25 protein-coding genes and 1 tRNA gene are annotated in these 20,862 nt (G+C 68.5%); 11 read left to right on the top strand and 15 right to left on the bottom strand.

Annotated features, from left to right (window positions below; translation table 11 throughout):
• Positions 1–2 precede the first annotated feature (2 nt).
• Positions 3–1,199 carry a DNA polymerase III subunit delta' gene (locus ACWEIJ_RS33060; RefSeq protein ID WP_449841162.1) on the top strand — a complete coding sequence of 399 codons (1,197 nt, stop codon included), beginning with the start codon at positions 3–5 and terminating at the stop codon, positions 1,197–1,199.
• On the opposite strand, the gene ACWEIJ_RS33055 is transcribed toward ACWEIJ_RS33060, so the two are convergent.
• Genes ACWEIJ_RS33055 through kduI form a run of 3 tightly spaced genes read right to left on the bottom strand, consistent with a single transcriptional unit; the run spans position 1,196 to position 3,479 of the window.
• A complete protein-coding gene (locus ACWEIJ_RS33055; RefSeq protein ID WP_449841161.1) occupies positions 1,196–1,933 on the bottom strand; it encodes an IclR family transcriptional regulator in 738 nt (245 codons plus the stop codon). The genes ACWEIJ_RS33060 and ACWEIJ_RS33055 overlap by 4 nt on opposite strands.
• Positions 1,930–2,655, bottom strand: coding sequence for an SDR family oxidoreductase (locus ACWEIJ_RS33050; RefSeq protein ID WP_449841160.1), 726 nt, complete (start codon positions 2,653–2,655; stop codon positions 1,930–1,932). The genes ACWEIJ_RS33055 and ACWEIJ_RS33050 overlap by 4 nt, the downstream gene beginning before the upstream one ends.
• Entirely contained in the window at positions 2,652–3,479 is an 828-nt protein-coding gene (gene kduI / locus ACWEIJ_RS33045) for a 5-dehydro-4-deoxy-D-glucuronate isomerase (RefSeq protein ID WP_449841159.1), read from the bottom strand. The genes ACWEIJ_RS33050 and kduI overlap by 4 nt, the downstream gene beginning before the upstream one ends.
• 166 nt (positions 3,480–3,645) lie before the next feature.
• Here kduI and ACWEIJ_RS33040 point away from each other — a divergent pair, with 166 nt between their 5' ends.
• Together ACWEIJ_RS33040 and ACWEIJ_RS33035 are read left to right on the top strand one after the other, a co-directional pair.
• Positions 3,646–5,202, top strand: a complete 1,557-nt coding sequence (locus ACWEIJ_RS33040; RefSeq protein WP_449841158.1) for an L-lactate permease — start codon at positions 3,646–3,648, stop codon at positions 5,200–5,202.
• Complete coding sequence (locus tag ACWEIJ_RS33035; RefSeq protein WP_449841157.1) at positions 5,199–6,392, top strand: glycoside hydrolase family 88 protein; 1,194 nt, start codon at positions 5,199–5,201, stop codon at positions 6,390–6,392. Before ACWEIJ_RS33040 ends, ACWEIJ_RS33035 begins: the two co-directional genes overlap by 4 nt.
• Here the strand turns inward: ACWEIJ_RS33035 and ACWEIJ_RS33030 are convergent.
• Positions 6,346–7,704: a hypothetical protein gene (locus tag ACWEIJ_RS33030; protein ID WP_449841156.1), complete on the bottom strand. Its 1,359-nt coding sequence runs from the start codon at positions 7,702–7,704 to the stop codon at positions 6,346–6,348. The genes ACWEIJ_RS33035 and ACWEIJ_RS33030 overlap by 47 nt on opposite strands.
• A gap of 109 nt (positions 7,705–7,813) precedes the next feature.
• Between ACWEIJ_RS33030 and ACWEIJ_RS33025 the strand changes: the two genes are divergently transcribed.
• A tRNA-Thr gene (locus ACWEIJ_RS33025) sits at positions 7,814–7,887 on the top strand.
• Here the strand turns inward: ACWEIJ_RS33025 and ACWEIJ_RS33020 are convergent.
• From ACWEIJ_RS33020 to ACWEIJ_RS33005, 4 genes are all read right to left on the bottom strand, one after another.
• Positions 7,843–8,628 carry a site-specific integrase gene (locus ACWEIJ_RS33020; protein WP_449841204.1) on the bottom strand — a complete coding sequence of 262 codons (786 nt, stop codon included), beginning with the start codon at positions 8,626–8,628 and terminating at the stop codon, positions 7,843–7,845. The two genes, ACWEIJ_RS33025 and ACWEIJ_RS33020, sit on opposite strands and share 45 nt — an antisense overlap.
• A 243-nt stretch (positions 8,629–8,871) precedes the next feature.
• Positions 8,872–9,768 (bottom strand): XRE family transcriptional regulator, encoded by an 897-nt coding sequence (locus ACWEIJ_RS33015; protein ID WP_449841155.1) that lies wholly within the window; start codon positions 9,766–9,768, stop codon positions 8,872–8,874.
• Positions 9,765–10,010, bottom strand: a complete 246-nt coding sequence (locus ACWEIJ_RS33010) for a helix-turn-helix domain-containing protein (RefSeq protein WP_449841154.1) — start codon at positions 10,008–10,010, stop codon at positions 9,765–9,767. Before ACWEIJ_RS33010 ends, ACWEIJ_RS33015 begins: the two co-directional genes overlap by 4 nt.
• A 127-nt stretch (positions 10,011–10,137) precedes the next feature.
• Entirely contained in the window at positions 10,138–10,551 is a 414-nt protein-coding gene (locus ACWEIJ_RS33005; RefSeq protein ID WP_449841153.1) for an NUDIX hydrolase, read from the bottom strand.
• A gap of 162 nt (positions 10,552–10,713) precedes the next feature.
• On the opposite strand from ACWEIJ_RS33005, the gene ACWEIJ_RS33000 reads away from it, so the two are divergent.
• The 3 genes from ACWEIJ_RS33000 to ACWEIJ_RS32990 are packed head-to-tail and all read left to right on the top strand — an operon-like array spanning position 10,714 to position 11,787.
• Positions 10,714–11,223: a TauD/TfdA family dioxygenase gene (locus ACWEIJ_RS33000; protein ID WP_449841152.1), complete on the top strand. Its 510-nt coding sequence runs from the start codon at positions 10,714–10,716 to the stop codon at positions 11,221–11,223.
• Complete coding sequence (locus tag ACWEIJ_RS32995; protein WP_449841151.1) at positions 11,138–11,446, top strand: TauD/TfdA family dioxygenase; 309 nt, start codon at positions 11,138–11,140, stop codon at positions 11,444–11,446. The genes ACWEIJ_RS33000 and ACWEIJ_RS32995 overlap by 86 nt, the downstream gene beginning before the upstream one ends.
• Positions 11,443–11,787, top strand: coding sequence for a hypothetical protein (locus ACWEIJ_RS32990; protein WP_449841150.1), 345 nt, complete (start codon positions 11,443–11,445; stop codon positions 11,785–11,787). Before ACWEIJ_RS32995 ends, ACWEIJ_RS32990 begins: the two co-directional genes overlap by 4 nt.
• 259 nt (positions 11,788–12,046) lie before the next feature.
• Here ACWEIJ_RS32990 and ACWEIJ_RS32985 read toward each other — a convergent pair whose 3' ends face one another.
• Positions 12,047–12,727 (bottom strand): hypothetical protein, encoded by a 681-nt coding sequence (locus tag ACWEIJ_RS32985; RefSeq protein WP_449841149.1) that lies wholly within the window; start codon positions 12,725–12,727, stop codon positions 12,047–12,049.
• Positions 12,728–12,941: 214 nt separating this feature from the next.
• Here ACWEIJ_RS32985 and ACWEIJ_RS32980 point away from each other — a divergent pair, with 214 nt between their 5' ends.
• Positions 12,942–13,250 carry a hypothetical protein gene (locus tag ACWEIJ_RS32980; protein ID WP_449841148.1) on the top strand — a complete coding sequence of 103 codons (309 nt, stop codon included), beginning with the start codon at positions 12,942–12,944 and terminating at the stop codon, positions 13,248–13,250.
• Here ACWEIJ_RS32980 and ACWEIJ_RS32975 read toward each other — a convergent pair whose 3' ends face one another.
• On the bottom strand, positions 13,251–13,919 hold the full coding sequence (locus tag ACWEIJ_RS32975; RefSeq protein WP_449841147.1) for an HNH endonuclease family protein: 669 nt from the start codon (positions 13,917–13,919) through the stop codon (positions 13,251–13,253). It abuts the gene before it with no gap.
• Between the two features lie 65 nt (positions 13,920–13,984).
• Here ACWEIJ_RS32975 and ACWEIJ_RS32970 point away from each other — a divergent pair, with 65 nt between their 5' ends.
• Positions 13,985–15,433, top strand: a complete 1,449-nt coding sequence (locus ACWEIJ_RS32970; protein WP_449841146.1) for a DUF885 domain-containing protein — start codon at positions 13,985–13,987, stop codon at positions 15,431–15,433.
• On the opposite strand, the gene dctA is transcribed toward ACWEIJ_RS32970, so the two are convergent.
• Positions 15,380–16,657 (bottom strand): C4-dicarboxylate transporter DctA, encoded by a 1,278-nt coding sequence (gene dctA, locus ACWEIJ_RS32965; RefSeq protein WP_449841145.1) that lies wholly within the window; start codon positions 16,655–16,657, stop codon positions 15,380–15,382. The genes ACWEIJ_RS32970 and dctA overlap by 54 nt on opposite strands.
• Positions 16,658–16,742: 85 nt before the next feature.
• On the opposite strand from dctA, the gene ACWEIJ_RS32960 reads away from it, so the two are divergent.
• A complete protein-coding gene (locus tag ACWEIJ_RS32960; RefSeq protein WP_449841144.1) occupies positions 16,743–17,561 on the top strand; it encodes an endo alpha-1,4 polygalactosaminidase in 819 nt (272 codons plus the stop codon).
• On the opposite strand, the gene ACWEIJ_RS32955 is transcribed toward ACWEIJ_RS32960, so the two are convergent.
• Positions 17,537–18,262 (bottom strand): SRPBCC family protein, encoded by a 726-nt coding sequence (locus ACWEIJ_RS32955; protein WP_449841143.1) that lies wholly within the window; start codon positions 18,260–18,262, stop codon positions 17,537–17,539. The genes ACWEIJ_RS32960 and ACWEIJ_RS32955 overlap by 25 nt on opposite strands.
• Positions 18,259–18,855, bottom strand: coding sequence for an ArsR/SmtB family transcription factor (locus ACWEIJ_RS32950; protein WP_449841142.1), 597 nt, complete (start codon positions 18,853–18,855; stop codon positions 18,259–18,261). The genes ACWEIJ_RS32955 and ACWEIJ_RS32950 overlap by 4 nt, the downstream gene beginning before the upstream one ends.
• 142 nt (positions 18,856–18,997) lie before the next feature.
• Between ACWEIJ_RS32950 and ACWEIJ_RS32945 the strand changes: the two genes are divergently transcribed.
• Positions 18,998–19,171, top strand: a complete 174-nt coding sequence (locus tag ACWEIJ_RS32945; protein WP_449841141.1) for a hypothetical protein — start codon at positions 18,998–19,000, stop codon at positions 19,169–19,171.
• Here ACWEIJ_RS32945 and ACWEIJ_RS32940 read toward each other — a convergent pair.
• Positions 19,153–20,115: a TIGR03617 family F420-dependent LLM class oxidoreductase gene (locus tag ACWEIJ_RS32940; RefSeq protein ID WP_449841140.1), complete on the bottom strand. Its 963-nt coding sequence runs from the start codon at positions 20,113–20,115 to the stop codon at positions 19,153–19,155. The two genes, ACWEIJ_RS32945 and ACWEIJ_RS32940, sit on opposite strands and share 19 nt — an antisense overlap.
• On the bottom strand, positions 20,112–20,846 hold the full coding sequence (locus tag ACWEIJ_RS32935) for an alpha/beta fold hydrolase (protein ID WP_449841139.1): 735 nt from the start codon (positions 20,844–20,846) through the stop codon (positions 20,112–20,114). Before ACWEIJ_RS32935 ends, ACWEIJ_RS32940 begins: the two co-directional genes overlap by 4 nt.
• Between the last annotated feature and the right edge of the window lie 16 nt (positions 20,847–20,862).

Raw genomic sequence — 20,862 nt, 5'->3', positions numbered from 1 at the left:
CCATGAGCGTGTGGGACGAGGTTGTCGGGCAGCCCGACGCGGTGGCGACCCTGTCTGCGGCTGCCGAGGCCGCCGCCACGATCGTCGCGGGCGGCACTCCCGCGCCCGGCGTGATGACGCACGCCTGGCTGTTCACCGGCCCGCCCGGATCCGGCCGCTCGTCCACCGCCCGCGCCTTCGCCGGAGCCCTGCAGTGCGTGGTGACGGACGACCGTCCCGGCTGCGGTGAGTGCACCGGCTGCCGCACCGCGCTGCACGGCACGCACGCCGACGTGCGCGTGGTGACGCCCGAGGGCCTCTCCATCTCGGTCGCCGAGATGCGCGCACTGGTCCAGATCTCCGCTCGCCGCCCCACGTCCGGCCGCTGGCAGGTGGTGATCATCGAGGACGCCGACCGGTTGACCGAGGGCGCGGCCAACGCGTTGCTGAAGGCCGTCGAGGAACCACCGGACCGCACGGTGTTCCTGCTCTGCGCGCCCTCCGACCACCCCGACGACGTGTCCGTGACGATCCGGTCGCGCTGCCGCCTGGTGTCGCTGGGGTCGCCCCGCCCGGCCGCGATCGCCTCGGCGCTGGAGACCGTGGACGGGATCGCGCCGGAGATGGCCCAGTGGGCGGCCGCGGTGTGCGGCGGGCACGTCGGACGGGCACGGCGGCTGGCCGTCGACGACGAGGCTCGGGCCCGGCGGGAGGCCGTGCTGCGGATCCCGCTGGCACTGCGCAAGCCCGCCGACGTCTTCACCTGCGCCGACGAGCTGATCAAGGCCGCGGAGGAGGACGCCACCACGGCCAACGAGGCGCGCAACGAGGCCGAGCGGGCGGCGCTGGAGACGGCGATGGGCGCGGGCGGCACCGGCAAGGGCACCGCGGCCGCGACCCGTGGCGCCAAGGGCGCGTTGAAGGACCTGGAGAAGCGCCAGAAGTCACGTGCCACCCGGACCCAGCGCGACTCGCTGGACATGGCCCTGGTGGACCTGGCCGGGTTCTACCGGGACGCGCTGGTGACCAAGACCGGGTCCGAGGCCGCGCTGATGCACCCGGACCGGGCCGGTGACTCCAAGACCGCGGCCGCCCAGTGGTCGCAGGAGTCGATCCTGCGGCGGCTGGAGGCCGTGCTGGCCTGCCGGGAGGCCATCGAGGTCAACGTGAAGCCGCGCATCGCGATCGAGGCGATGGTGACGACGCTCCACCGGGGTTAGACCCAGCCGAGCGCCGTCGACACCTCGTCCGCCGCCTGCACCACCCGCGGGCCGAGCGCGATCAGCTCCTGGATCGAGTGCTCCATCGCGAGCGACGACGCCGACAACCCGCCGATCACCACACCGGCGTGGTCCCGGATCGCCGCGCCCACGCACCGGACGCCGAGCTCGTTCTCCTCGTCGTCCAGCGCGAACCGCGACCGCCGCACCCGCGCCAGCTGCGACTTCAACCGGGCCGCCGACGTGATCGTCTTCGGTGTCCGCCCAGGCAGCCCCACTCGGGAGACGTACGCGTCGAGTTCCGAAGCGGACAGCGAGCCCAGCACGGCCTTGCCGATGGCGGTCCCGTGCGCGGGCAGGGACATGCCCAGCCGGGACGCCATGCGGTACGGCTTGTTGGCCTCGATCTTGTCCACGTAGACCAGCTCGTCGCCGAAGAGCACGGCCAGGTGCACCGTGCACCCCGTGGACTCCTGCAGCGTGCGCAGGAACGGCCGGGCCCGCTCCACCGTGTCCAACGGCCGGAGAACCTTGCCCGCGAGGGCGAGCACCCGCGGTCCGGTCAGGTAGCCGTCCGAGCCCAGGGTCGCGAAGCCCCGGTCCACCATCGTCTGCAGCAGGCGGTGGACCGTGGACTTCGGCAGGCCGGTGACCCGCGCGATGTCGGTGATGCGCGTGTGGTCGGCCAGGGCCTCCAGCACGGCGAGCGTCTTCTCGACGGCGGTATCGGTCATCTCGCCAGCCAGCCTCCATCGACCACGAGCACATGTCCGGTCACATAATCGGACGCGCTGGACGAGAGGAACACCGCTGGGCCCACGAGATCTTCCGGCGTGCCCCAGCGGCCAGCCGGAATCCGGCCCCGGATCGCGGCCTCGCGGTCGGGATCGGCGCGCAACGGTGCCGTGTTGCCGGTTTCGATGTAGCCCGGCGCGATGGCGTTGACCTGCACGTTCGAGGCGGCCCATTCGTTGGCGAGAAGCTTGGTCATGCCGACGAGCGCGTGCTTCGAGGCGGTGTAGGCCGAGACGAGGATTCCGCCCTGAAAGGACAGCAGCGACGCGATGTTCACGACCTTGCCGCTGCCCCGCGCCACCATCTGACGGCCGCACAGCTTCGAGATCTCGAACGCCGAGTCGAGGTTGACCGCCATCACCCGCTGCCAGTCGGCCAGCGACACGTCGACGGCGGGGCCGCGGTGGATCGTGCCGGCGTTGTTGACCAGCACGTCCACCTGGTGCTCGGCCAGCACCGGTGCCAGCGCGGGTTCGACCGAAGCGGGATCCGAGAGGTCCACCGACACCGTGGCCACGGCCGGAGCCACGTCCGAGAGGTCGCCGCGGCCGACGAGGATCAACGACGCTCCGGCGTCGTGCAGGCCGCGGGCGATGGCGCGGCCGATGCCGGTGCGCGCACCGGTGACGACCGCGGTTTTGCCTTCGAGAGAGAAGCTCACCGCAGCTCCGTCACGGCAACGGGATCCATGTCGTCGTAGGCCTGGTTCTCTCCGCCCATGGCCCAGACGAACGTGTACGAGTGCGTTCCGGCTCCACTGTGGACGGACCACGACGGTGAGATCACGGCCTCTTCGTTGCGCACCACGATGTTGCGGGTGTTCTGCGGTTCTCCGCACAGGTGGATCACGCGGTGGTCCTCCGGCAGGTCGAAGTACAGGTAGCACTCGGTGCGGCGGTCGTGGGTGTGCGGCGGCATGGTGTTCCAGACGCTGCCCGGCGCCAGCGACGTCACGCCCAGCACGAGCTGGGAGCTGCGGATGCCGTCCGCGTACACGAACTTGCGGATCTCGCGGACGTTCGCCGTGCTCTGGTCGCCCAGCCGGAGCACGTCCACCTCGTCGAAACGGGCGACGGCGGTGGGGAACGACGCGTGCGACGGCGTTGAGAAGAGGTAGAAGCGCGTGTCCTCGTCGCCGGCGTGGAACTCGACGTCCACGGCGCCTTGGCCGACGTAGAGGCAGTCACGCGTACCGAGTTCGTGCTCGGTTCCGTCCACGGTCACCGTTCCGGAACCGCGGATCGAGAGCACGGCGAGCTCACGCCGTTCGCAGAAGTGCGCTGATCGCAGCGGTGCGGCGCTCTCCAGCTTGAGCGGACGGCCTGGTGACGGCGACGCGCCGCCCAGCACGATGCGGTCCTCGTGCGTGTAGACGGTCCGGATCTCGCCCGGTACGAACAGGTCGTCCACCAGGTAGTGCTGCCGCAGCCCGTCCGTGTCGAAGCCCGGCAACTGCGCCGGATGGGTCGAGTGCCTGATTTGCATCTGTCGGTGCCTTCCGATCGGGGCGGCGGAATGACACGATGTGCGCCGACCAACATGGAACTACGTTCCGTGCAATGGAACAAGCCTGAGGCCTCCACGCCGCCGGAGTTCAGGCTTATGAAAGGCGGCCTTGGTGTACCAGCAGAATCCGAATCCGACAGGATCGTTGTTCCTGTCGGCTCTGCTCGCGTTGATACCGCTCGTTGCCGTGCTCGTGCTGCTCGGCGGTCTCAAGTGGAAGGCTCATTGGGCGGGGCTGACCGCCCTCGTGCTCTCGATCGGCGTCGCCGTGTTCGGCTACTCGATGCCGGTCGGGCAGGCGCTCAACTCGGCGGCGTTCGGTGCGCTGACCAGCGTGCTCGTGGTCCTGTGGATCACGTTCAACGCCATCTGGATCTACAACCTGACGGTCCACAGCGGACACTTCGCCGTGCTGCGGCGGTCGTTCAGCTCGATCTCGGACGACCAGCGCGTGCAGGCAATCGTCATCGCGTTCTCGTTCGGCGCGCTGCTCGAAGCGCTGGCGGGTGGCGGTGGCCCGGTCGCGATCTGCTCGGTCATGTTGATCGCGTTGGGCGTCGACCCGATGAAAGCCGTGGCGCTGGCCCTGATCGCCGACACCGCGCCGGTGGCGTTCGGCGGCATGGGCAACCCGATCACGGTCCTGAACACGGTCACCGGACTGCCCGCCGACACGTTCGGCGCGATGACCGGCCGTCAGGTGCCGATCCTGGCGATGCTGGTGCCGTTCGTGCTGATCTTCGTGGTGGACGGCAAGCGGGGGTTCAAGCAGGCGTGGCCGGCGGCGCTGGTCGCGGGCGGCTCGTTCGCCGTCACGCAGTACCTGGTCTCGAACTTCTGGTCCTACAAGCTGTGCGACATCATCGCGGCGATCGTGTCCGTGCTCGCGGTGATCCTGCTGTCGCGGGTGTGGCAGCCGGCGCGGTCGATCCCCCCGGTCATCGCGGGCGGCGCGACCACGGACTCGCGGCGTGACGTGATCATGGCGTTCACCCCGTACGCGGTCATCGTCGTGATCTTCTCGCTCGCGCAGATCGTGCCGATCAAGAAGGCCCTCGACTCGGTGACGGTCAAGTTCCCGTGGACGTCGCTGCACCTGGCCAACCCGTCCGGCAAGCCCATCAAGGTCGAGTACGTGCTCAACTGGGCGTCGGCCACCGGCTCGCTGCTGTTCCTGTCCGGTCTGATCACGGTGGCCGTGCTGGGCATCGGCCTCGGCAAGGCCGCGCAGATCTACGGTCAGACGATCAAGCAGTTCAGCTGGGCGATCCTCGCGATCCTCGCGGTGTTCTCGCTGTCGTACGTCATGAACTACTCGGGCCAGATCACCACGCTGGGCCTGTGGCTCGCGGGCACCGGTGCGTTCTTCGCGTTCCTGTCGCCGGTCGTCGGCTGGTTCGGCGTCGCGATCACCGGCACGGACGCGGGCTCCAACGCGTTGTTCGGCGGCCTGCAGGTCACCGCGGCGCAGCAGCTCCACGTGTCGCCGTTCCTGTTCGGCGCCTCGAACAGCTCCGGTGGCGTGATGGCCAAGATGATCTCGCCGCAGAACCTGGCCATCGGCACCGCCGCGGCCGGTCTGGTGGGGCGTGAGGGCGACCTGTTCCGCAAGGTCTTCGGCTGGAGCCTGTTGCTGTTGCTGGCGATGTGCGTGATCGCGTACCTGCAGTCCACGCCCGTGCTCGGTTGGATGGTGCCATGACGTTCAGTCGCAGGACCCTGCTCGGTGCGGCTGCGGCGGTTCCGGTCGTGGCCGGGGTCGCGGGGGAGGCCTCGGCGGCGTCGGTGCGGTTGTTCCGGGAGTCTCTGGACTACGCGCTCGGCAAGCTGCGCCAGGTCGCGCCGAACGTCACGTCGTTCCCGGAGGAGACGAAGTTCGAGAAGTGGACCTACGTCAGCTCCGGCGGCTGGGTCGGCGGTTTCTGGCCGGGCATGCACTGGCTCGCGTTCCTCGACTCCGGTGACGAGCAGTTCAAGAAGTGGGCGGTCGAGTCCGCGCTGCGGCTGGCCCCGCGGCGCACCGACACGTCGACCCACGACCTGGGCTTCCTCTTCTACCCGTCGTGGGTGACCGCGTTCCGGATGACGGGCGACGCCTCCTGGCGTGACGGCGCGGTGCAGGCCGCGTCGTCGTTGATCCAGCGCTACAACGACAAAGGCCGTTTCATCAGGGCGTGGGGCGCGCTCGGGACACCCGCGAACGCGGGCCGGGCGATCATGGACACGATGATGAACCTCGACCTGCTGACGTTCGCGTCGCAGCAGACGGGGGAGTCGCGGTTCCTGGACGTCGCGGTCGCGCACGCCGAGACCACGCGGGTGAAGTTCATCCGGCCGGACGGCTCGACGCCGCACGTCTTCGACTTCAACCCGGACACCGGTGAGGACATCGGCCCCAACACGAACCAGGGCTACAGCCCGACGTCGTGCTGGTCGCGAGGCCAGGCCTGGGGCATCTACGGGTTCACGACGATGTACCGGCGTTCTCGCCGTCGTGAGTTCCTCGACGCGGCCTGCAGATTGGCGGACTTCGCGCTGGATGTTCTTACCCCGGACCACATTCCGGTGTGGGACTACCGCTCACCGTTGGCGCCCAACGACATCAAGGACTCGTCGGCGGGCGCCGTCATGGCGTGCGGTCTGCTGGATCTTGCCGCCGCATCCGGACGGTTGGCGTACCGCGTGTCCGCGTTGCGGATCCTGGACGCGTTGTGCCGCACGTGTTTGACGACCCGTGCCGAGAAGCACGAGGCCATCTTGGCGCGCGGCACCCGCAACCGTCGTACCGAGACCGGCATCGAGGTTTCCCTGCCCTACGGCGACTACTACCTCATGGAGGCGTTGCTCAGGGTGCTGAAACCTCGCGAGCTCGGCCGCGCGATCGGCCTCTGACCGGCAGCGCGGCCACCACGACCACGCCCGCGAGCAGCAGTCCCGTGCCGGACCAGAACAGCGGGATCGCCTGGTACGCGGCGTTGGTGTAGGCGAGCGGCGGCGTCTTCTGCTGCGGAGGCGCCGCCGGTCCGCCGGGTTGCTCCGGCGGCTGAGCCGTTCCGCAGATCACGCCACCCCGCGGCGCCGCGGCCCGCACGATCTGCTCACCGAGCGAGATCTGCGCGAGCGCCGTCGGCAGGTTCGGCAGCTTCAGCTTGTCCGTCGGCAACAGCTGCACGTCCAGCATCCGTGCCGTGGCCCCGAGCTGGAACCCGCTGAACCCGTTGCCGGAGAAGCTCGCCTTCTTCTCGGTGAGCCCGGCGATCTGCAGCTTGACGACGACCAGGTCGAGCAGCAGCGGCACGTCCAGCACCGGATGCGCGGCGTCCAACGTGCCGAGCTCCTTGCCGTTCTGACTGACCTTCAGCACCGGTGCCGTGTACGTGATCTTGGACGTTCCCTCGTCGCCGGTGGCGGTCGCCGTGAGCGTCGGCGGGCTCACGACATCGATCTTGATGCCGCCCGCGATCTCCACGCTGACCGCACGCATGGTCGACGTCGACTCGACCGCCTTGTTCCTGCTGCCGGGCAGGTCGACCAGCCGCACGCCGGAGTTCGCCTCGAACGTGTCCGGAATGCTGACCAGGCTCCTGGACGGCAACGGCACCTCGGCCGGCAACGCGCTGAGCACCTCAAGCCCAGCCAGCGACGTCCTCGCCGTGGCCAGCGGACTCACGCACGGCCCGAGCTTCTCGTCCCACCGCGCCTGCACGCTGCCGTTGAGGACCCTGAGCCGGCCCAGCGGCGTCTCGGGAATCGGCAACCCGCCGCTGGCCGGCCGCGGGTTGTCCGGAATCGCCGTCTGCACGAGCGTCCCCGGCGACTGCGGCGACCGCCCGGCCACCGCGAACCCGAACGGACTGGCCTGCGTCACCACCCGCTCGGTGCTCAGGAACGCCTCGGTGTTGACCTGCGCACTGGCCAGCCCCAACCCGAACTCGGTGACCGACTGCTTCGGCAGCTGGTCGCTCAGCCCGGGCAGGATCGTGTTCGTCGGCACCCCCTGCGGCCCCAGCCGGACAACGCTGAGCCCGGTCCCGGCATCCCCGACCGCGTGCGCAAGCGACTGCGGCCCGTTCGGCGCCGACGCGGGCGGCTGGTTCGGGTCACGCGGCCCCGGCACCGGCGTGGTGGGAGGCTGCGCGAGCGCGGGCGCGGCAACGAGCGCGAGCAGCACCCCGGCCAGCGGCACGGACAACGATCGGCGCATGAACCCACTCCTCGACGGTGAGAAGGTGGTGACATCGGTCACGGTCCGTACAACGAAGCCGACCCCCGTGAGTGACGGGTCCGCGGACCCGCTATAGTTATCGCGTCTCGCCGCCTTAGCTCAGTCGGCCAGAGCGGCTCACTCGTAATGAGCAGGTCGTCGGTTCGATTCCGACAGGCGGCTCGGTGAGATAAGACCCAGGTCAGGCTTCCTGACCTGGGTCTTTCTTTTGTCCCAGGTTCGTGACGAGTTGTAGAGCTGCGCTGCCTTGGGCCTCGTGTGTGCCCGAAGTGTCCCATCAGTTCCGGTGGACCTGCGCGGGACGAGCTTGGCCGCTGCTTCGGCGGCACGGTGAGCGACCTCGGGGAGAACGCTCGTGCAGATGTCCGACGTGATGGTGATGGACGAGTGGCCGAGCATTTCCTGCACGGTCTTCATGTCCGCACCACCAGCGAGCGCGAGCGTCGCCGCACCGTGCCGCAAGTCGTGCAGCCGGATCGGCGGGAGGCTCGACGTCCGCACGATCTTCTCGAACGCCTCGGACACCTTGCCGGGGTGCAGCAGCGTTCCGTTGGCTTCGGTGAACACACGGCCCGTGTTGACCCAGGCGTCGCCCCACTCCAACCGTTCGGCTGCCTGCTGCGCCTTGTGGGTCCGCAGTACCTTGACCGTCTCGGCGTCCAGTGCGACGACTCGCGCGCCGCTGGACGTCTTCGGGAATCCCTCCTCGACGTCCCAGCCGTCGAGGACGAGCTGAGTCGCGACCGTCGCCGTCTTCGCGTCGAGGTCGACGTCTGACCAGCGCAGCCCGCAACCCTCGCCCCGACGCAGACCCCGGAACGCGATCAGGTGGTACAGCGCGTACAGCCTGTCGTCGTGCACCAGGTCGAGGAACTCGCCCGTCTGCTCTGGAGTCCAGACCATGACTGGTGACGGCTTCTCGCCGGTCCGCTGCCACTGCTCGACGCGCTCGGCGGTCCACACCAGCGCCTTAGGGCGCTTGCCTGGCTCGACCTCGACGTGAGCAGCCGGGTTGAACGTGATGATCTGCTGCGCGATCGCGTCGTTCAGCGCTGCTCGCAGCGTCGCCCGGAGTTTGAGCAGAAGTGCCATTGCTGAGGTGTTCCAGGGACGCGGTCACGTAGAAGCGTCGTGGCTACGTCGCACCTATCTGACGGTCAGCAAGTCGTTCAATCGTTGGAGAGCAGCGCGGCCCTCGACCTCGACCTGAGACAACTCGCCAGCCTTTGCAGCACGGATCGTGCGTTGGATCTGGTGCGGCAACCGGTGGATCTCGGCAGCCAAGAGCGCGGCGCGCAAGGACGCCTCTGCTCCATCACGTTGCCGAGCGGCGAGCAGAACCTCGCCAGCGGTCACGCGCTCGATGATGTGCCACTGCGGCGCGACGGGTGCGGCATCGGGTTGCCCCGTTTGCATGACGCGCGCAGCGGCCGCAGCTCGGCCGGTTGCGACCAGTCCGCGTAGTTCGATCTCCCGGAACGTGAACGGGTTGAACAGCATGCTTCGGTCGCCACCGTCGTCGAGTCGTTCGCGGTAGCCGTTGATCGCAAGGTCGAACAGGTCTGGGTCGCCGTGCTCGCCTGCGGCACGAGCGAGTAGCGCGAACTTGGCTCCCTGCCCCTCACGATCCTCGGACACGGCAACAGCCCGGCTGAGTCGAGCAATGGCGGCGCCGACGTGGTCAGCCTTGCGCAGCTCGTTCCCGTGCATCCGAAGCGCGTGAGCGAGGAACGCCCGGTCGCCGAGGCGTTCAGCGATCACGAGTGCCTTGCCCGTCCAGCGGGCAGCAGCCGTCAGCCGTTCCTCGGGCAGCACCGTGCCGAGCGAGACGCCGAGCGCGGCACGACCCTGCCCGAGCAGGATCATCGTGTCCCGTTCAGCTCGCCCCTCAGCGGCTCGTGCCTCAAGCCGAGCCACCAGCGGCCACAGTTCGTTGACCGCATCGACTGCTCGACCAGCCTGGCGCGCGATCTCGGCAAGCCGAATCGTCGAGTCGCCGAACTGGATCATCGCGGCAAAGTCGGCATCGTCGTTGTCGGTCACGCCGAGGACGTGCATCGGAGTCCGAGCGTCCGCGCGATGTGCCGGCGGGTGGCGACGTCGCTGATGTTCCGGCGACCGGTCTCGATCATCGACACGTAGGTCTTGTCGTAGCCGAGCAGCGCGGCGAGCCGTTCCTGACTGAGCTTGTTCAGCTTGCGGTAGGTGCGCAGGATTGTTGCGAGATCACGACTTCTGAGGGCCGCGGTTGCCTCTGGTGCCGACCACAACCACACGGCGGGCATGAGCCGACGAGCAGGAACGACCGGGGCGACGTGACGCGCACTGGCGTGACAAGGTGGGACAGATCGGCTCGACGGCGAGCCGACTGAGTTCGGCTCCACACGCGTCACACCGTCCGCCCGTCATGGCTTACATGACCGCGTCCGCGCGTAGCCGCTCGAACCACGTAGCGATCGAGCGCTTGTAGCCCTCGGGCATGTTCAAGCCGGGCACCTCATCCTCGGCAAACAGCCCGATTTCCTTGTGCTCGTGGGAAAGCACGGGCTCGCTGTCGCCGTCTGGGTGGCACCCGTAGGTCACGATGAACACGTTCTTCTCGGCAACGTTGATGTAGTACATCCACGTGTCGAGGATCGGCCCGGTCGTCACCTTCCACTGCGTCTCTTCGGTGATCTCGCGGGCAACGCATTCTTCTGGCGTCTCTCCGGGCTCGATCCGACCGCCCGGCAGCTCCCACTCCTCGCGCTCGTTCTTCAGCAGCAACACCTTGCCGTCGCGGACCACCACGCCCTTGATCGAGACGGGGTAGGCAAGCTGGCTCATCGAGGTGTCCTCCGTGACTCGCGGGCAGGCTGCTCACCGGCAACGTAGCACCGGAACCCACCATGCCGAGGCGACGCGGTGTTGACAACCTGTCACTGGACGTGGTGGACAGAACAGCGTTCTGCTGATCCCGTAGACGAGTCGTTTCGGGAGGTAGACGCCATGATCGAGCAGTATCGCGTCAACGCGGACTCCGCCAACCTGGTCGAGCTGATCGCCGAGCAGGGACTCGCTGTAGTCGATGGACTCGACGGCCCTGAGGACCTGCTGAGGCTCGTGCAGTCGATTGCCATCGTCGTGCCGCACCGGGACAGCGGACCTGATGGCGTCACCACGATCGCTGACCTTGGTGAGTCGATCGTGCGTAGCGGGTTCGCAGGCTTCAGCGCTTGTGCGCTCAACCCGCACACCGATCGCTCAGGCGTTCCGCACCCGCCTGCCCTGCTGATGATGAGCTGCACACAGGCTGCGACAACCGGTGGCGAGTGCGTGCTCATCGACGGCCAGGCCGTGTACGACGATCTCGCCGAGTCGGAGCCCGAAGCGCTCACCGCGTTGAGCACGCCGCGTTCCGTGCTGTTCGGCGGTGCGGCAGGGCATCTCAGCTCGATCTTCAGCGACAACGGTCGAGGTCGAATCGCCGTCAGACTTCGGCTCGACGAGCTCGCCTGAGGTCAACCGATGGATTCCGGCACTCCGGGCGGCGATCGACCGCCACGCGTTCGAGTTCGGGCTCGCTGCCGGGCAGGGCTACGTCCTGGACAACCACCGCTGGTTGCACGGTCGACGAGCATTCACCGGGCAGCGCGTGGTCCACCGCGTGAACGGCGACCCATTGCCCGAACTGGTTGTGGCGACGGGTGTTCGCGTCCGGGCGTCGAGTGATGCCGCATGAACGACGACGCGGCGATCCGTGCCTTTCCCGCACTCGCTGCGCTTATCGCGATCAGAGAGGCGGGCTGGACCTTCGTCCACCGCGACGCGGTCGAAGGAGTGCCGACACAGGTCGACGGCTACAGGGTCTGGCCGGGTGGCTGGATCGACGCCGTCCGCGTTCGCGATGAGGACGACGCGATGGCGTTGCGCACCGATGGGGATGAGCCGCCCGGCATCGTGTGGGAGCGCACAGGTTCGCTGACGCACGTGGTTCAGGAGCTGCTGAGCGTTCCCGCTCCTGGCGATCGGCTCGCGCCTCGGCTCGTGAAGGCGACCGGGCCGATCCTGTGGACGCCGTAGTCAGACCAGCAGCCGGTGTCTTCCGGTCGTTGCTGCACGCGGTCGAAGCGACGGCACGGCCGATCGACTTCCGGGGGATCGCACTCTGGTTCGCCGTCTGCGGAGCGGCATCCGTGCTGGTCAGCGGGGACGAGATGGGGGCTCGCAAGGTGTGCCCATTGTGTGCCCGAACGCTCCGAAACGAGCTGATCGACAACGACACCGAGCGGCAGCCGCACCGGCCTGACCAGGATCAAGCAGACCGGTGCGGTACTACCCGTCAGCCCTCAACACGATCACTGTGGAACTCGTAATGAGCAGGTCGTCGGTTCGATTCCGACAGGCGGCTCGGTGAGATGACCGGCGGATCCTCCTCGGAGGGTCCGCCGGTTTTTGTTTGACCTCGTAACGCTGCGATCCTGGTCACGACGTTGTTCGTGTGTGGCGCAGGCGAGGTCTGAGCGTTCAGGAACGCAAGCTCGTGGCGGCGGCCCGGCACGGCCAGCGTCTTCGATGCGATGGCACGCAGGTCATCCGGGCGGACGTGATTCGCGATCTGTTGCTGGGTCGTCGTGGAGAGCTGGATCCGAGGGGTGTGCGGCTGACCGGCGCGCGCGTGGAGGGAACGCTCGACCTGGAAGGCGTGCTCAGCAAAGCAGGTCTGAACCTCACTGATTGCCTGTTCTCGCGTCCGGTGGTCGCCAGGGATGCGGAGTTGCCCTGGCTGGAGCTGGAAGGCTGCCAGGTTCCGGCGCTGCTGGCGGATCGGCTCAGGGTGATCGGTGGTCTGTTCCTCCGTCATGGGTTCACGGCGGCCGGTACCGAGCTGAGGGCGGTCAGACTGCCCGGTGCGCACATCGGCGGGAATCTCGAGCTCGACAAGGCGTCGCTCATCTCGGCAGGCGGGCCGGCGTTGCACGCCGAGGACATTCGAATCGGAGGAAACCTCTTTCTCCGCCACGGGTTCTCGGCGGCTGCGGACTCACCGATAGGTGCGGTGTCACTGCGCGGGGCATTTGTTCGGGGCAGTGTGGATCTGTTGGACTCGAAGCTGAGCAATTCGTCCGGGCCTGCCCTGCGTGCGTCGGGGATGACGATTGAGGGGCCTCTGAAGCTGGGCGGCCGGCTACGGATATCGCATCAGTCGCACGGTCGTCGCAACACTGGTGGTTCTCGTGTTGGCCGGTCTTCTCGGGCTGTGGGCCGGTCACACCCCGATCCGGGACGGCAGGTACGCGGCCGGCCACACGAGACGCGCAGAGCAGCCGTTCACGCCCTGTTCGACGTTCGAGCAAGTGGGTCTGGGAATCGACCGGGGTCTTCCGCTCGCGGCGACCGGCGTGCGTGAGCGGTGCGACCTCGACACGACCAGTCACCGCGGCCAGGTCTTCGCCGCGGTGATCTGGCTGCTGCAGGTCGCCGTGTGGATTCTGGCCACGCTCGTCGTGGTCGGGTATTCCAGCCTGATCCGGAGAACTGACTGATCAGGTCGTGGGTGCCGGCGCACAGGTCGACAGGGCCTTCTCCAACGCCGAACGTTCCGCCTGAGTGACGCTCAGCCCGTACGCCGCCTTGACCGTCACGTAGATCCGCCCGTACGAACACGCATACGCGGCGTTGGGCGGCATCCACTCGTCAGGCGTCTTGTCGCCCTTCGACTGGTTCTCCTTGCCGGAGACCGCCACCAGGTTCCGCAGGTCGTTGGCCGCGGCCACCCTCCGATCAGGTGCCCAGGCGGCCGCCCCGCTCCGCCACATCTCGGCGAGCGGCACCACGTGGTCGATCTGGATCTTCGACACGCTGGTGATGCGCGAGCCGGTGTACGGGTCGTCGAGGGTCCCGGACTGCACGCCGCAGCGGCCGGGTTTGCGCTCGACGTTCGTCAGGTCGCGGGCCAGGACCTGGCTGCGCTGGTCGCAGCCGTCGCCGTCGGTGTCGAACCACGGCTGGCCGAACACGCATGCTTTTCCGTCGTCACAATCGCGCACGTAGCCGTCCAGACGGCCCGGGGTGGCGATGGGGAGTGCCGCGAGAGAGGTACGGGCGGCACCGGCATCGAGGGTTCCCTCTGGCACGTGGTCGAGCTGGGGCGTGGACGACAGGGGTATCGCGGAACAGCTGGCCAGCAGGATGATCAGCAGTAACCACCGCATGAGCAGGGCATACCCGCCGGAACGGGCGGCGATGGCCGCTCAACGGCGTAACTCCTGGGGGACAGATGTCCGAAGTCAACGCGCTCGCTGACCGTCTCTTCGAGACCGTGCTCGACCACCACACGCTGCGGCCGAACCTGATGGGGCTGCGCGACGACGGCGCGCTGCAGGACCACAGCGAGGAGGCGGACCAGCGCTATCTGCGGCGCTATCGGGAGATCGCCGAGGAAGCGGAACGACGGACCGCGCAAACCCTCGACGACCGCATCACGAAGGAGCTCGTCCTGCACCTGGCCCGCGCCGAGTGCGACTCGATCGAGTCGAGGGTCGTCGAGTTCGGGGTGAGCGCGTACGTGCGGTCCGCGGTGCCCGAGCTGCTGTACTTCCTCGGGCACCTGAAGAGCCACCACGCCGTGCCGGGGTTCCTCGCGACCGTCGCGGAACGGCACCGTGCGGGCATCGCGGCAGGCCGGACGCCGGTCCGGCACCTCGTGGAGCAGGCGATCGAGCTCGTCGGCCGGTACGACGATCCGGCCGTCCGGCGCTACGGCGAGGTGCTGGTGAACGACGTGCTTCCGCACGGCCGCGATGAGGAGCACGCGGGGCTGTGCTGGCTGCCGGACGGCGAAGAGCTGTACCGCAGGGCGATCCGCACGCACACCACCGCGGATCTCGACCCGGACGAGCTGCACGCCACCGGCCGACGGCTCGTCGAGGACCTCAAGCGCGAGCTCGGCGATCATCGAGGCGTCGCGTACGGCAGCGCGCAGGAGATGATCGAGGACGCCGAAGCAGCCGTGCGCAGAGCCGAAGCCGTTGCCCCGCAATGGTTCCGGACGACTCCGGACGAGCGCTGCGTGATCGCCGCGATGGCACCGCCGGTACCTGCGAGCACGCCGCCGCACTACCTGGCCGCCGCACTCGACGGCAGCCGCCCCGGCACCTACTTCGTCAACACCGCGGAACCGCAAACGCGGCTCCGCGACGTCGCGGAGGCGACGGCGTTCCACGAGGCCGTGCCGGGCCACCACTTCGAGGCGACCAGGATGGCGCTGCTCCCGGATCTGCCGCTGCTCCGCCGCAAGGCGCACATCAGCGTGTTCAGCGAGGGCTGGGCGCTGTACTGCGAACGCCTGGCCGAGGAGATGGGCCTGTACAGCAGCGAGGAGTTCCGGCTCGGCATGCTCACCATGGCCGCCAAGCGCGCGGGCCGGCTGGTCGCCGACACCGGCCTGCACGCTCAGGGCTGGAGCAGGCAGCGGGCCGTCGACTACCTGCTCGGCAACACCCCGATGCCGCGCGAACTGGCCGAGGCCGAGGTGGACCGCTACCTCGCCGAACCGGGCCAGGCGCTCGCGTACGCGGTGGGAGGCCTCAAGTTCGACGAACTGCGGGCCGCCTCGGACCGGGCCGGCCGGGACGTACGCGACTTCCACGAGATCGTGCTCGGCCAGGGACGGCTAACCCTCGCGCTGCTCGACCAGGTCGTCGCGGACTGGCTCGCCGAGAACTGACCGCATCTGCTCGACGTCGAGCATGCCCTCCCAGCGCGACACCACGAACGTCGCCACGCAGTTGCCCAGCAGGTTCGTGAAGACGCGCATCGAGTCCATGATCCGGTCCGCGCCGAGCAGCAACGCGACCGCCGCGGCCGGGATCGAGCCGACCGCGGCGACCGTGGCCGAGAGGGCGAGGAACGCCGAGCCGGGCACGCCGGCCATGCCCTTCGAGGTCAGCACGAGCACGAGCACGATCGTCAGCTGGTCGCCGAGGTCGAGCGGCACGTTCAACGCCTGGGCGAGGAACACCGTCGCGAGCGACAGGTAGATCGAGGCGCCGTCGAGGTTGAACGAGTACCCGGTCGGCAGCACCAGACCGACCGACGTGGGCGCGCAGCCGGCCCGCTGCAGCTTCACCATCATCCGCGGCAGCACGGCTTCCGACGACGCGGTGCCGAGCGCCAGCAGGAACTCCTCCTTGGCGTACCGCACGAACTGCAGCAGGTTCACGCGCGCGAACGTCCACGCGATCACGCCGAGCAACGCGCAGAACAGCAGTGCCGCGCCGTAAGCCGACAGGATCAGCCACAGGTACGTGACCAGTGAGCCCAGTCCGTACTGTCCGATCAGGAAGGCCATCGCGCCGAACGCGCCGAGCGGCGCCAGCTTCATCACGTAGCCCAGCACCGTGAAGAACGCCAGGTTGACGCGTTCCAACAGGTCCACGACGGGGGTGACGCGGTCGCCGAGCTGAGCGAGCGCGCAGCCGAACAGCACCGCGAACAGCAGCACCTGAAGCAACGCGTTGCGCGCCAACGCGTCCACCACACTGGACGGAATGAGATCCAGGAGGAACTGCACGACGCCGGGGAGGTGACCACCCTGCGTCTTCGCCTCGACGGCGGAGGCGTCCAACGTGGACGGATCCACGTTCATGCCCGCACCCGGTCGCACCACGTTGCCGACCAGCAGCCCCAGCGCGAGCGCTGCCGTCGACACCACCTCGAAGTAGATCAGCGCCTTCACACCGATCCGGCCGACCGCGCGCAGGTCGCCTGCCTTCGCGATGCCCGTCGCCACCACGCAGAAGATCAGTGGTGCGATCACCATCTTGATCAGCTTGAGGAAGCCGTCCCCGATCGGTTTCAGGTCCGCGCCGAACGACCGGAAGAAGTGGCCCACGAGAACGCCCGCGACGACGGCGACGAGGAGCTGCAGGAAGAGCGACCTGTTTTTCACATGGTGGAAGGTAAATCTCATTTGTGAGCTATGGAGTGCCCTTGTGTTACACCTCCGTTATCTGACGGGTGACAGACTGCCGCGCATGAAGCCAGCCGCGGCGGCTGCCGCCCTGCTCCTGTTCGTCGCGTCCTGCAGTGGGAGTGACTCCGAGGCGCAGTCCGTCGAGCTCCCGCCCAGTGGTGCCAAGTTCGACTACCAGATCGGCGGGATCTACCAGCCGGACGCACGGGTCAAGATCGTGGTGCGGGACCGCAGCAAGATCCCCGTCGGCGACCGCTACAACATCTGCTACCTCAACGCGTTGCAGACCCAGCCCGACCCGATGGACGGCAGCCTCAGCTGGTGGAAGCAGAACCACGGCGACCTGCTGGTCAAGAAGCCGGACGGCGAGCCGATGGTCGACCCGGAGTGGGACGAGGGCATCCTCGACATCTCCACCGCCGAGAAGCGCACGAAGATCCTCGACATCCAGAAGAAGTGGATCGAGGGCTGCAAGACGTCGCGCTACCAGGCCATCGAGGCCGACAACCTCGACTCGCACACGCGGGCCGGCGGCGCGTTCGACATCAACGCCACCAAGGAGTTCATGAAGGCGTTCGTCAAGCACGCGCACCAGAAGGGTCTCGCGGTCGCGCAGAAGAACGGCGGTGAGCTCGGCGACTCGGGCAAGAAGTACATCGGCTTCGACTTCGCGATCACCGAGGACTGCCAGGTCCACAACGAGTGCAAGCCGTACGCGGACGCGTTCGGCGACAACGTCTTCCAGATCGAGTACACCGACGAGGCGTTCCAGAAGTCGTGTGCCGATCACGGCGGCAAGGGGTCGATCATCCGCCGTGACCGGAACGTGGTGCCGTACGGGCACGACGACTACGTCTACGAGGTCTGTCCCAGCGCCTGAGCGAGGAACGCGGACCACTTCTCGTGCTGGCCGGTCGCGTCACCGAAGACGTGGTGGCCGACGGCGTGCGTGCCGTGGAACCGGTACAGACCCTCGGGTCCGCGCACGCCGAGCATCAGGCCTGGAACGCCGTAGTCGACGACACCGTCGATGCCGAACGGTTCCAGCTTCACCTCGTCGCCGACCTGGAAGTCCGCCGGCACGCCGAGCGCGGCGGCCAGCCGGGGCCACGCGTCGTCGGGCTGCTCGGCCGGAGCCTGCGCGAACACGTACGTGCCGCGCCGGCCGGTGAAGTGCCGCACGTACTGGCCGAGCGTGAACAGGTACATGTCCCAGCCGTGCGAGGTCTGGTCGAGGTACTCGTCGCCCCAGCCGTCGCCGAGGATGCCGTTGTGCACGAACCGCAGCACGGTCGAGCCCTGGTCACGGCCCTCGATCAGGTACTCGAACGCGTGGAACGTGCCGTCCTCGCCCTGGTCCGAGGAGTGGGCCAGGCGCTTGCCCGGCTCCCACCCGGTGATGGTGGAGCCGTCCTGGAAGAAGCCCATGTCGATCGACATCCGCCCGCCGAGGCGGCCGTCGACCGTGTGCGGGCCCATGAACCACGAGTCGATGCCAGGCCCGGTCGCGATGGCGTCCCAGACCTGCTCCGGGGTCCCCTCGACCTCGACTTCCTTCCTGATCTCGAACTCGCGGGTCACGACTCTTCCTCCTTCGGGGCGACGCTGGGGTGCAGGGCGACGACGACTCGGTGCGCTCGCCCGCCTTCGGCCTGTTCGTCGTGGTACTTCGCGACGAGCCGCGTCACGCATGTGGCCAGCTCTTCGGCGAATGCGGCGCGGTCGGCTGCCGTGGCGAACCGGACCTCGCCGTCCAGCGCGAACGTCGCGAGCCGCTTCTTCGCCCTGGTCGCGCCCGTGATCAACGTGCCGACGTCGCGGACCAGCCGTGCCGAGACCGCGAGCAGCCAGCGCGCCGACAGTCGGTCGGGTGAGCGCGCCGGGTCCGGCTGCACGGCCGCGAGCGCGGTCGGGGAGATCACGTAGGACGCGGCGGTCGCCTGCAGCAGGCGCTCGTTCACGTTGCCCTTGCGCCGTTCCTCGACGAGCTCCACCAGGCCGTGCTGCTCCAGCGTCCGCAGGTGGTAGTTCACCTTCTGCCTGGGCAGGCCGACCTTCGCGGCGAGCATCGTCGCCGATCCCGGCTCCGCCAGCTCCGCGAGCAGCCGCGCCCGCACCGGGTCCAGCGACACCTCGGCCGCGGCCGGGTCCTCGATCACCGCCACTTCGAACATGGCTCCACCGTCGCACCGAAAACAAATTTAGTCAAGAACTGACTTGCTGTCGGTGACTTTGCTCCACCTGGGTGGCTTTGCACCCGGTACCGTAAGCGGCGTCTCGATTGGTCGTTGCTTGTTCGCAACCCTGAGGAGACACATGATCACGATGCTGGTCCTGACTCTGCTGGCCCTGCCGTTCGCGCTGACCGCGGCCAACGTGGGCAGACGCAGGTGGATTCGCAAGAGGGGCGTGGCCAGAGTGCGCGCCGAGCTCGCCGCCTTCCACGACGAGCTGGCTCGGCAGGGCCTCAGTCACTTCTCCGGTCGTTGAAGCACGTTCTTCGGCGGTGAGATCCGCGTGACCACGTCACCGAAGCGGTCCATCAGGCCCGCCGTGACGGTGTCCGCCGAGCCGACCACGGCGAACTCGTGCAGCACCTCGTCGGTGACCAGCTCACTCATCTCGGCCCACTGCTGCCTGCGGGACATCCGGTGCAGCTCCTCGTGCAGCCCGCCCCAGCCGTGCAGGTCCAGCACCGGCTTGTACGCGGGCGTCGACCCGTAGAACGCGATCTGCCGCTTCACGTCGGCGATCTCCTCGTCGTTCGTCGCGGCGAACACCGGACCGCTGATCTCGAAGCCCTCCAACGTCCTGCCCGCCTTGGCCCGCCCGCGGGCGAGCGCCGGCAGCGTCACCTCGCGCAGGTACCGCTCGGTCGTGAAGTTGTGGCACAGGAAGCCGTCCGCGACCTCGCCGGCCACCTCGGTCATCAGCTCGCCGACGCCCGCGAGGTAGATCGGCGCGGTGCCGTGCGGGTTCGGGCCCGGGTCGAAGAACGGCGTCATCAGCGTGTGCTTGTAGAACTCGCCGCGGAACGCCAGCCGTTCGCCGGTCTCCCACGCGTGCCAGATCGCCCGGATCGCCAGCACGAACTCCCGCATGCGCGCGGCCGGCTTGCTCCACGGCATGGCGAACCGCTTGGTGATGTGCGCTTCGACCTGCGAGCCGAGCCCGAGGTTGAACCGGCCACCGGACAGCAGCTGCAGGTCGTTCGCGGTGGTGGCCACGGTCATGGGGTTGCGCGCGAACGCCACCGCGATCGCCGTGCCGAGCTCGATCCGCTCGGTCGCCGCGGCCGCACCGGCGAGCGCCAGGAACGGGTCGTGCTTGGTCTCGGCGAGCCAGAAGCCGTCGTAGCCCTGTGCTTCCGCCTGCTTCGCGATGTCCCCGGCGCCGGCGGGGGTGTAGTCGACGGCACTGCTGTCCAGCTTCATGCCGTTGAGGTTAGAAAACTCTCCAGCAGCGCGTTGAACTCCGGAGCTTCCGCAACCAGGTGGTCGCGACCGCGGCACACCGCCCGTCGCGCGCCGGTCTCGCGGGCGATCGTGTCGCAGATGATCTCGTTCGCCTCGCTGTGGCCACCGGAGACCACCAGGATCGGGAACCCGGCGGCGCGCAACGCGGCCAACGGCGGCTCCGCCTCGTCCGGCGGACGTGCGCCCAGCAGCTGCCGCATGCCCTTGACCAGCGTCTCGTGCGGCCGTTCGGGGACCTCGACCGGAACGCCGGCGACGGGGAAGAAGCGGCGCAACGCCGCCACCGGATCAAGATCGGCCGACTCGACCACGGCCCGCGTGGCGGCCCCGAACGCGTCGACGACCGGCACGCCGCGCGCCACCCCGGCGCACGGCGGCTCGATGATCGTCAACGACCGCACGTGCTCCGGCCGCAGCGCGGCGGCGTACATGGAGACGATCGCGCCGTACGACAGCCCGACGAGGTGGCTCGGCAGGTCCAGCAGCTGATCGGCGACGAGCGCGGCCTCCGGTTCGAAGTCCTGCCGCGCGGGCGGCGACTGGCCGTGGCCCGGCCGGTCCGGTGCGAGCAGCGTCCAGCGCTCGGTGAGCGGTCGCTGGGCCCGCCAGGCCTCCCGGCCGCCCAGCACGCCACCGTGCACCAGGACCACGCGCGGACCCGAACCCCACCGGTGGACGTGCAGTCGCATGGTCCGAGCGTATGAC

The organism is Lentzea sp. NPDC004789 (assembly GCF_053601075.1).
The sequence above is the reverse complement of the archived record's forward strand: the minus strand, read 5'-3'. Positions and strand labels throughout refer to the sequence as shown.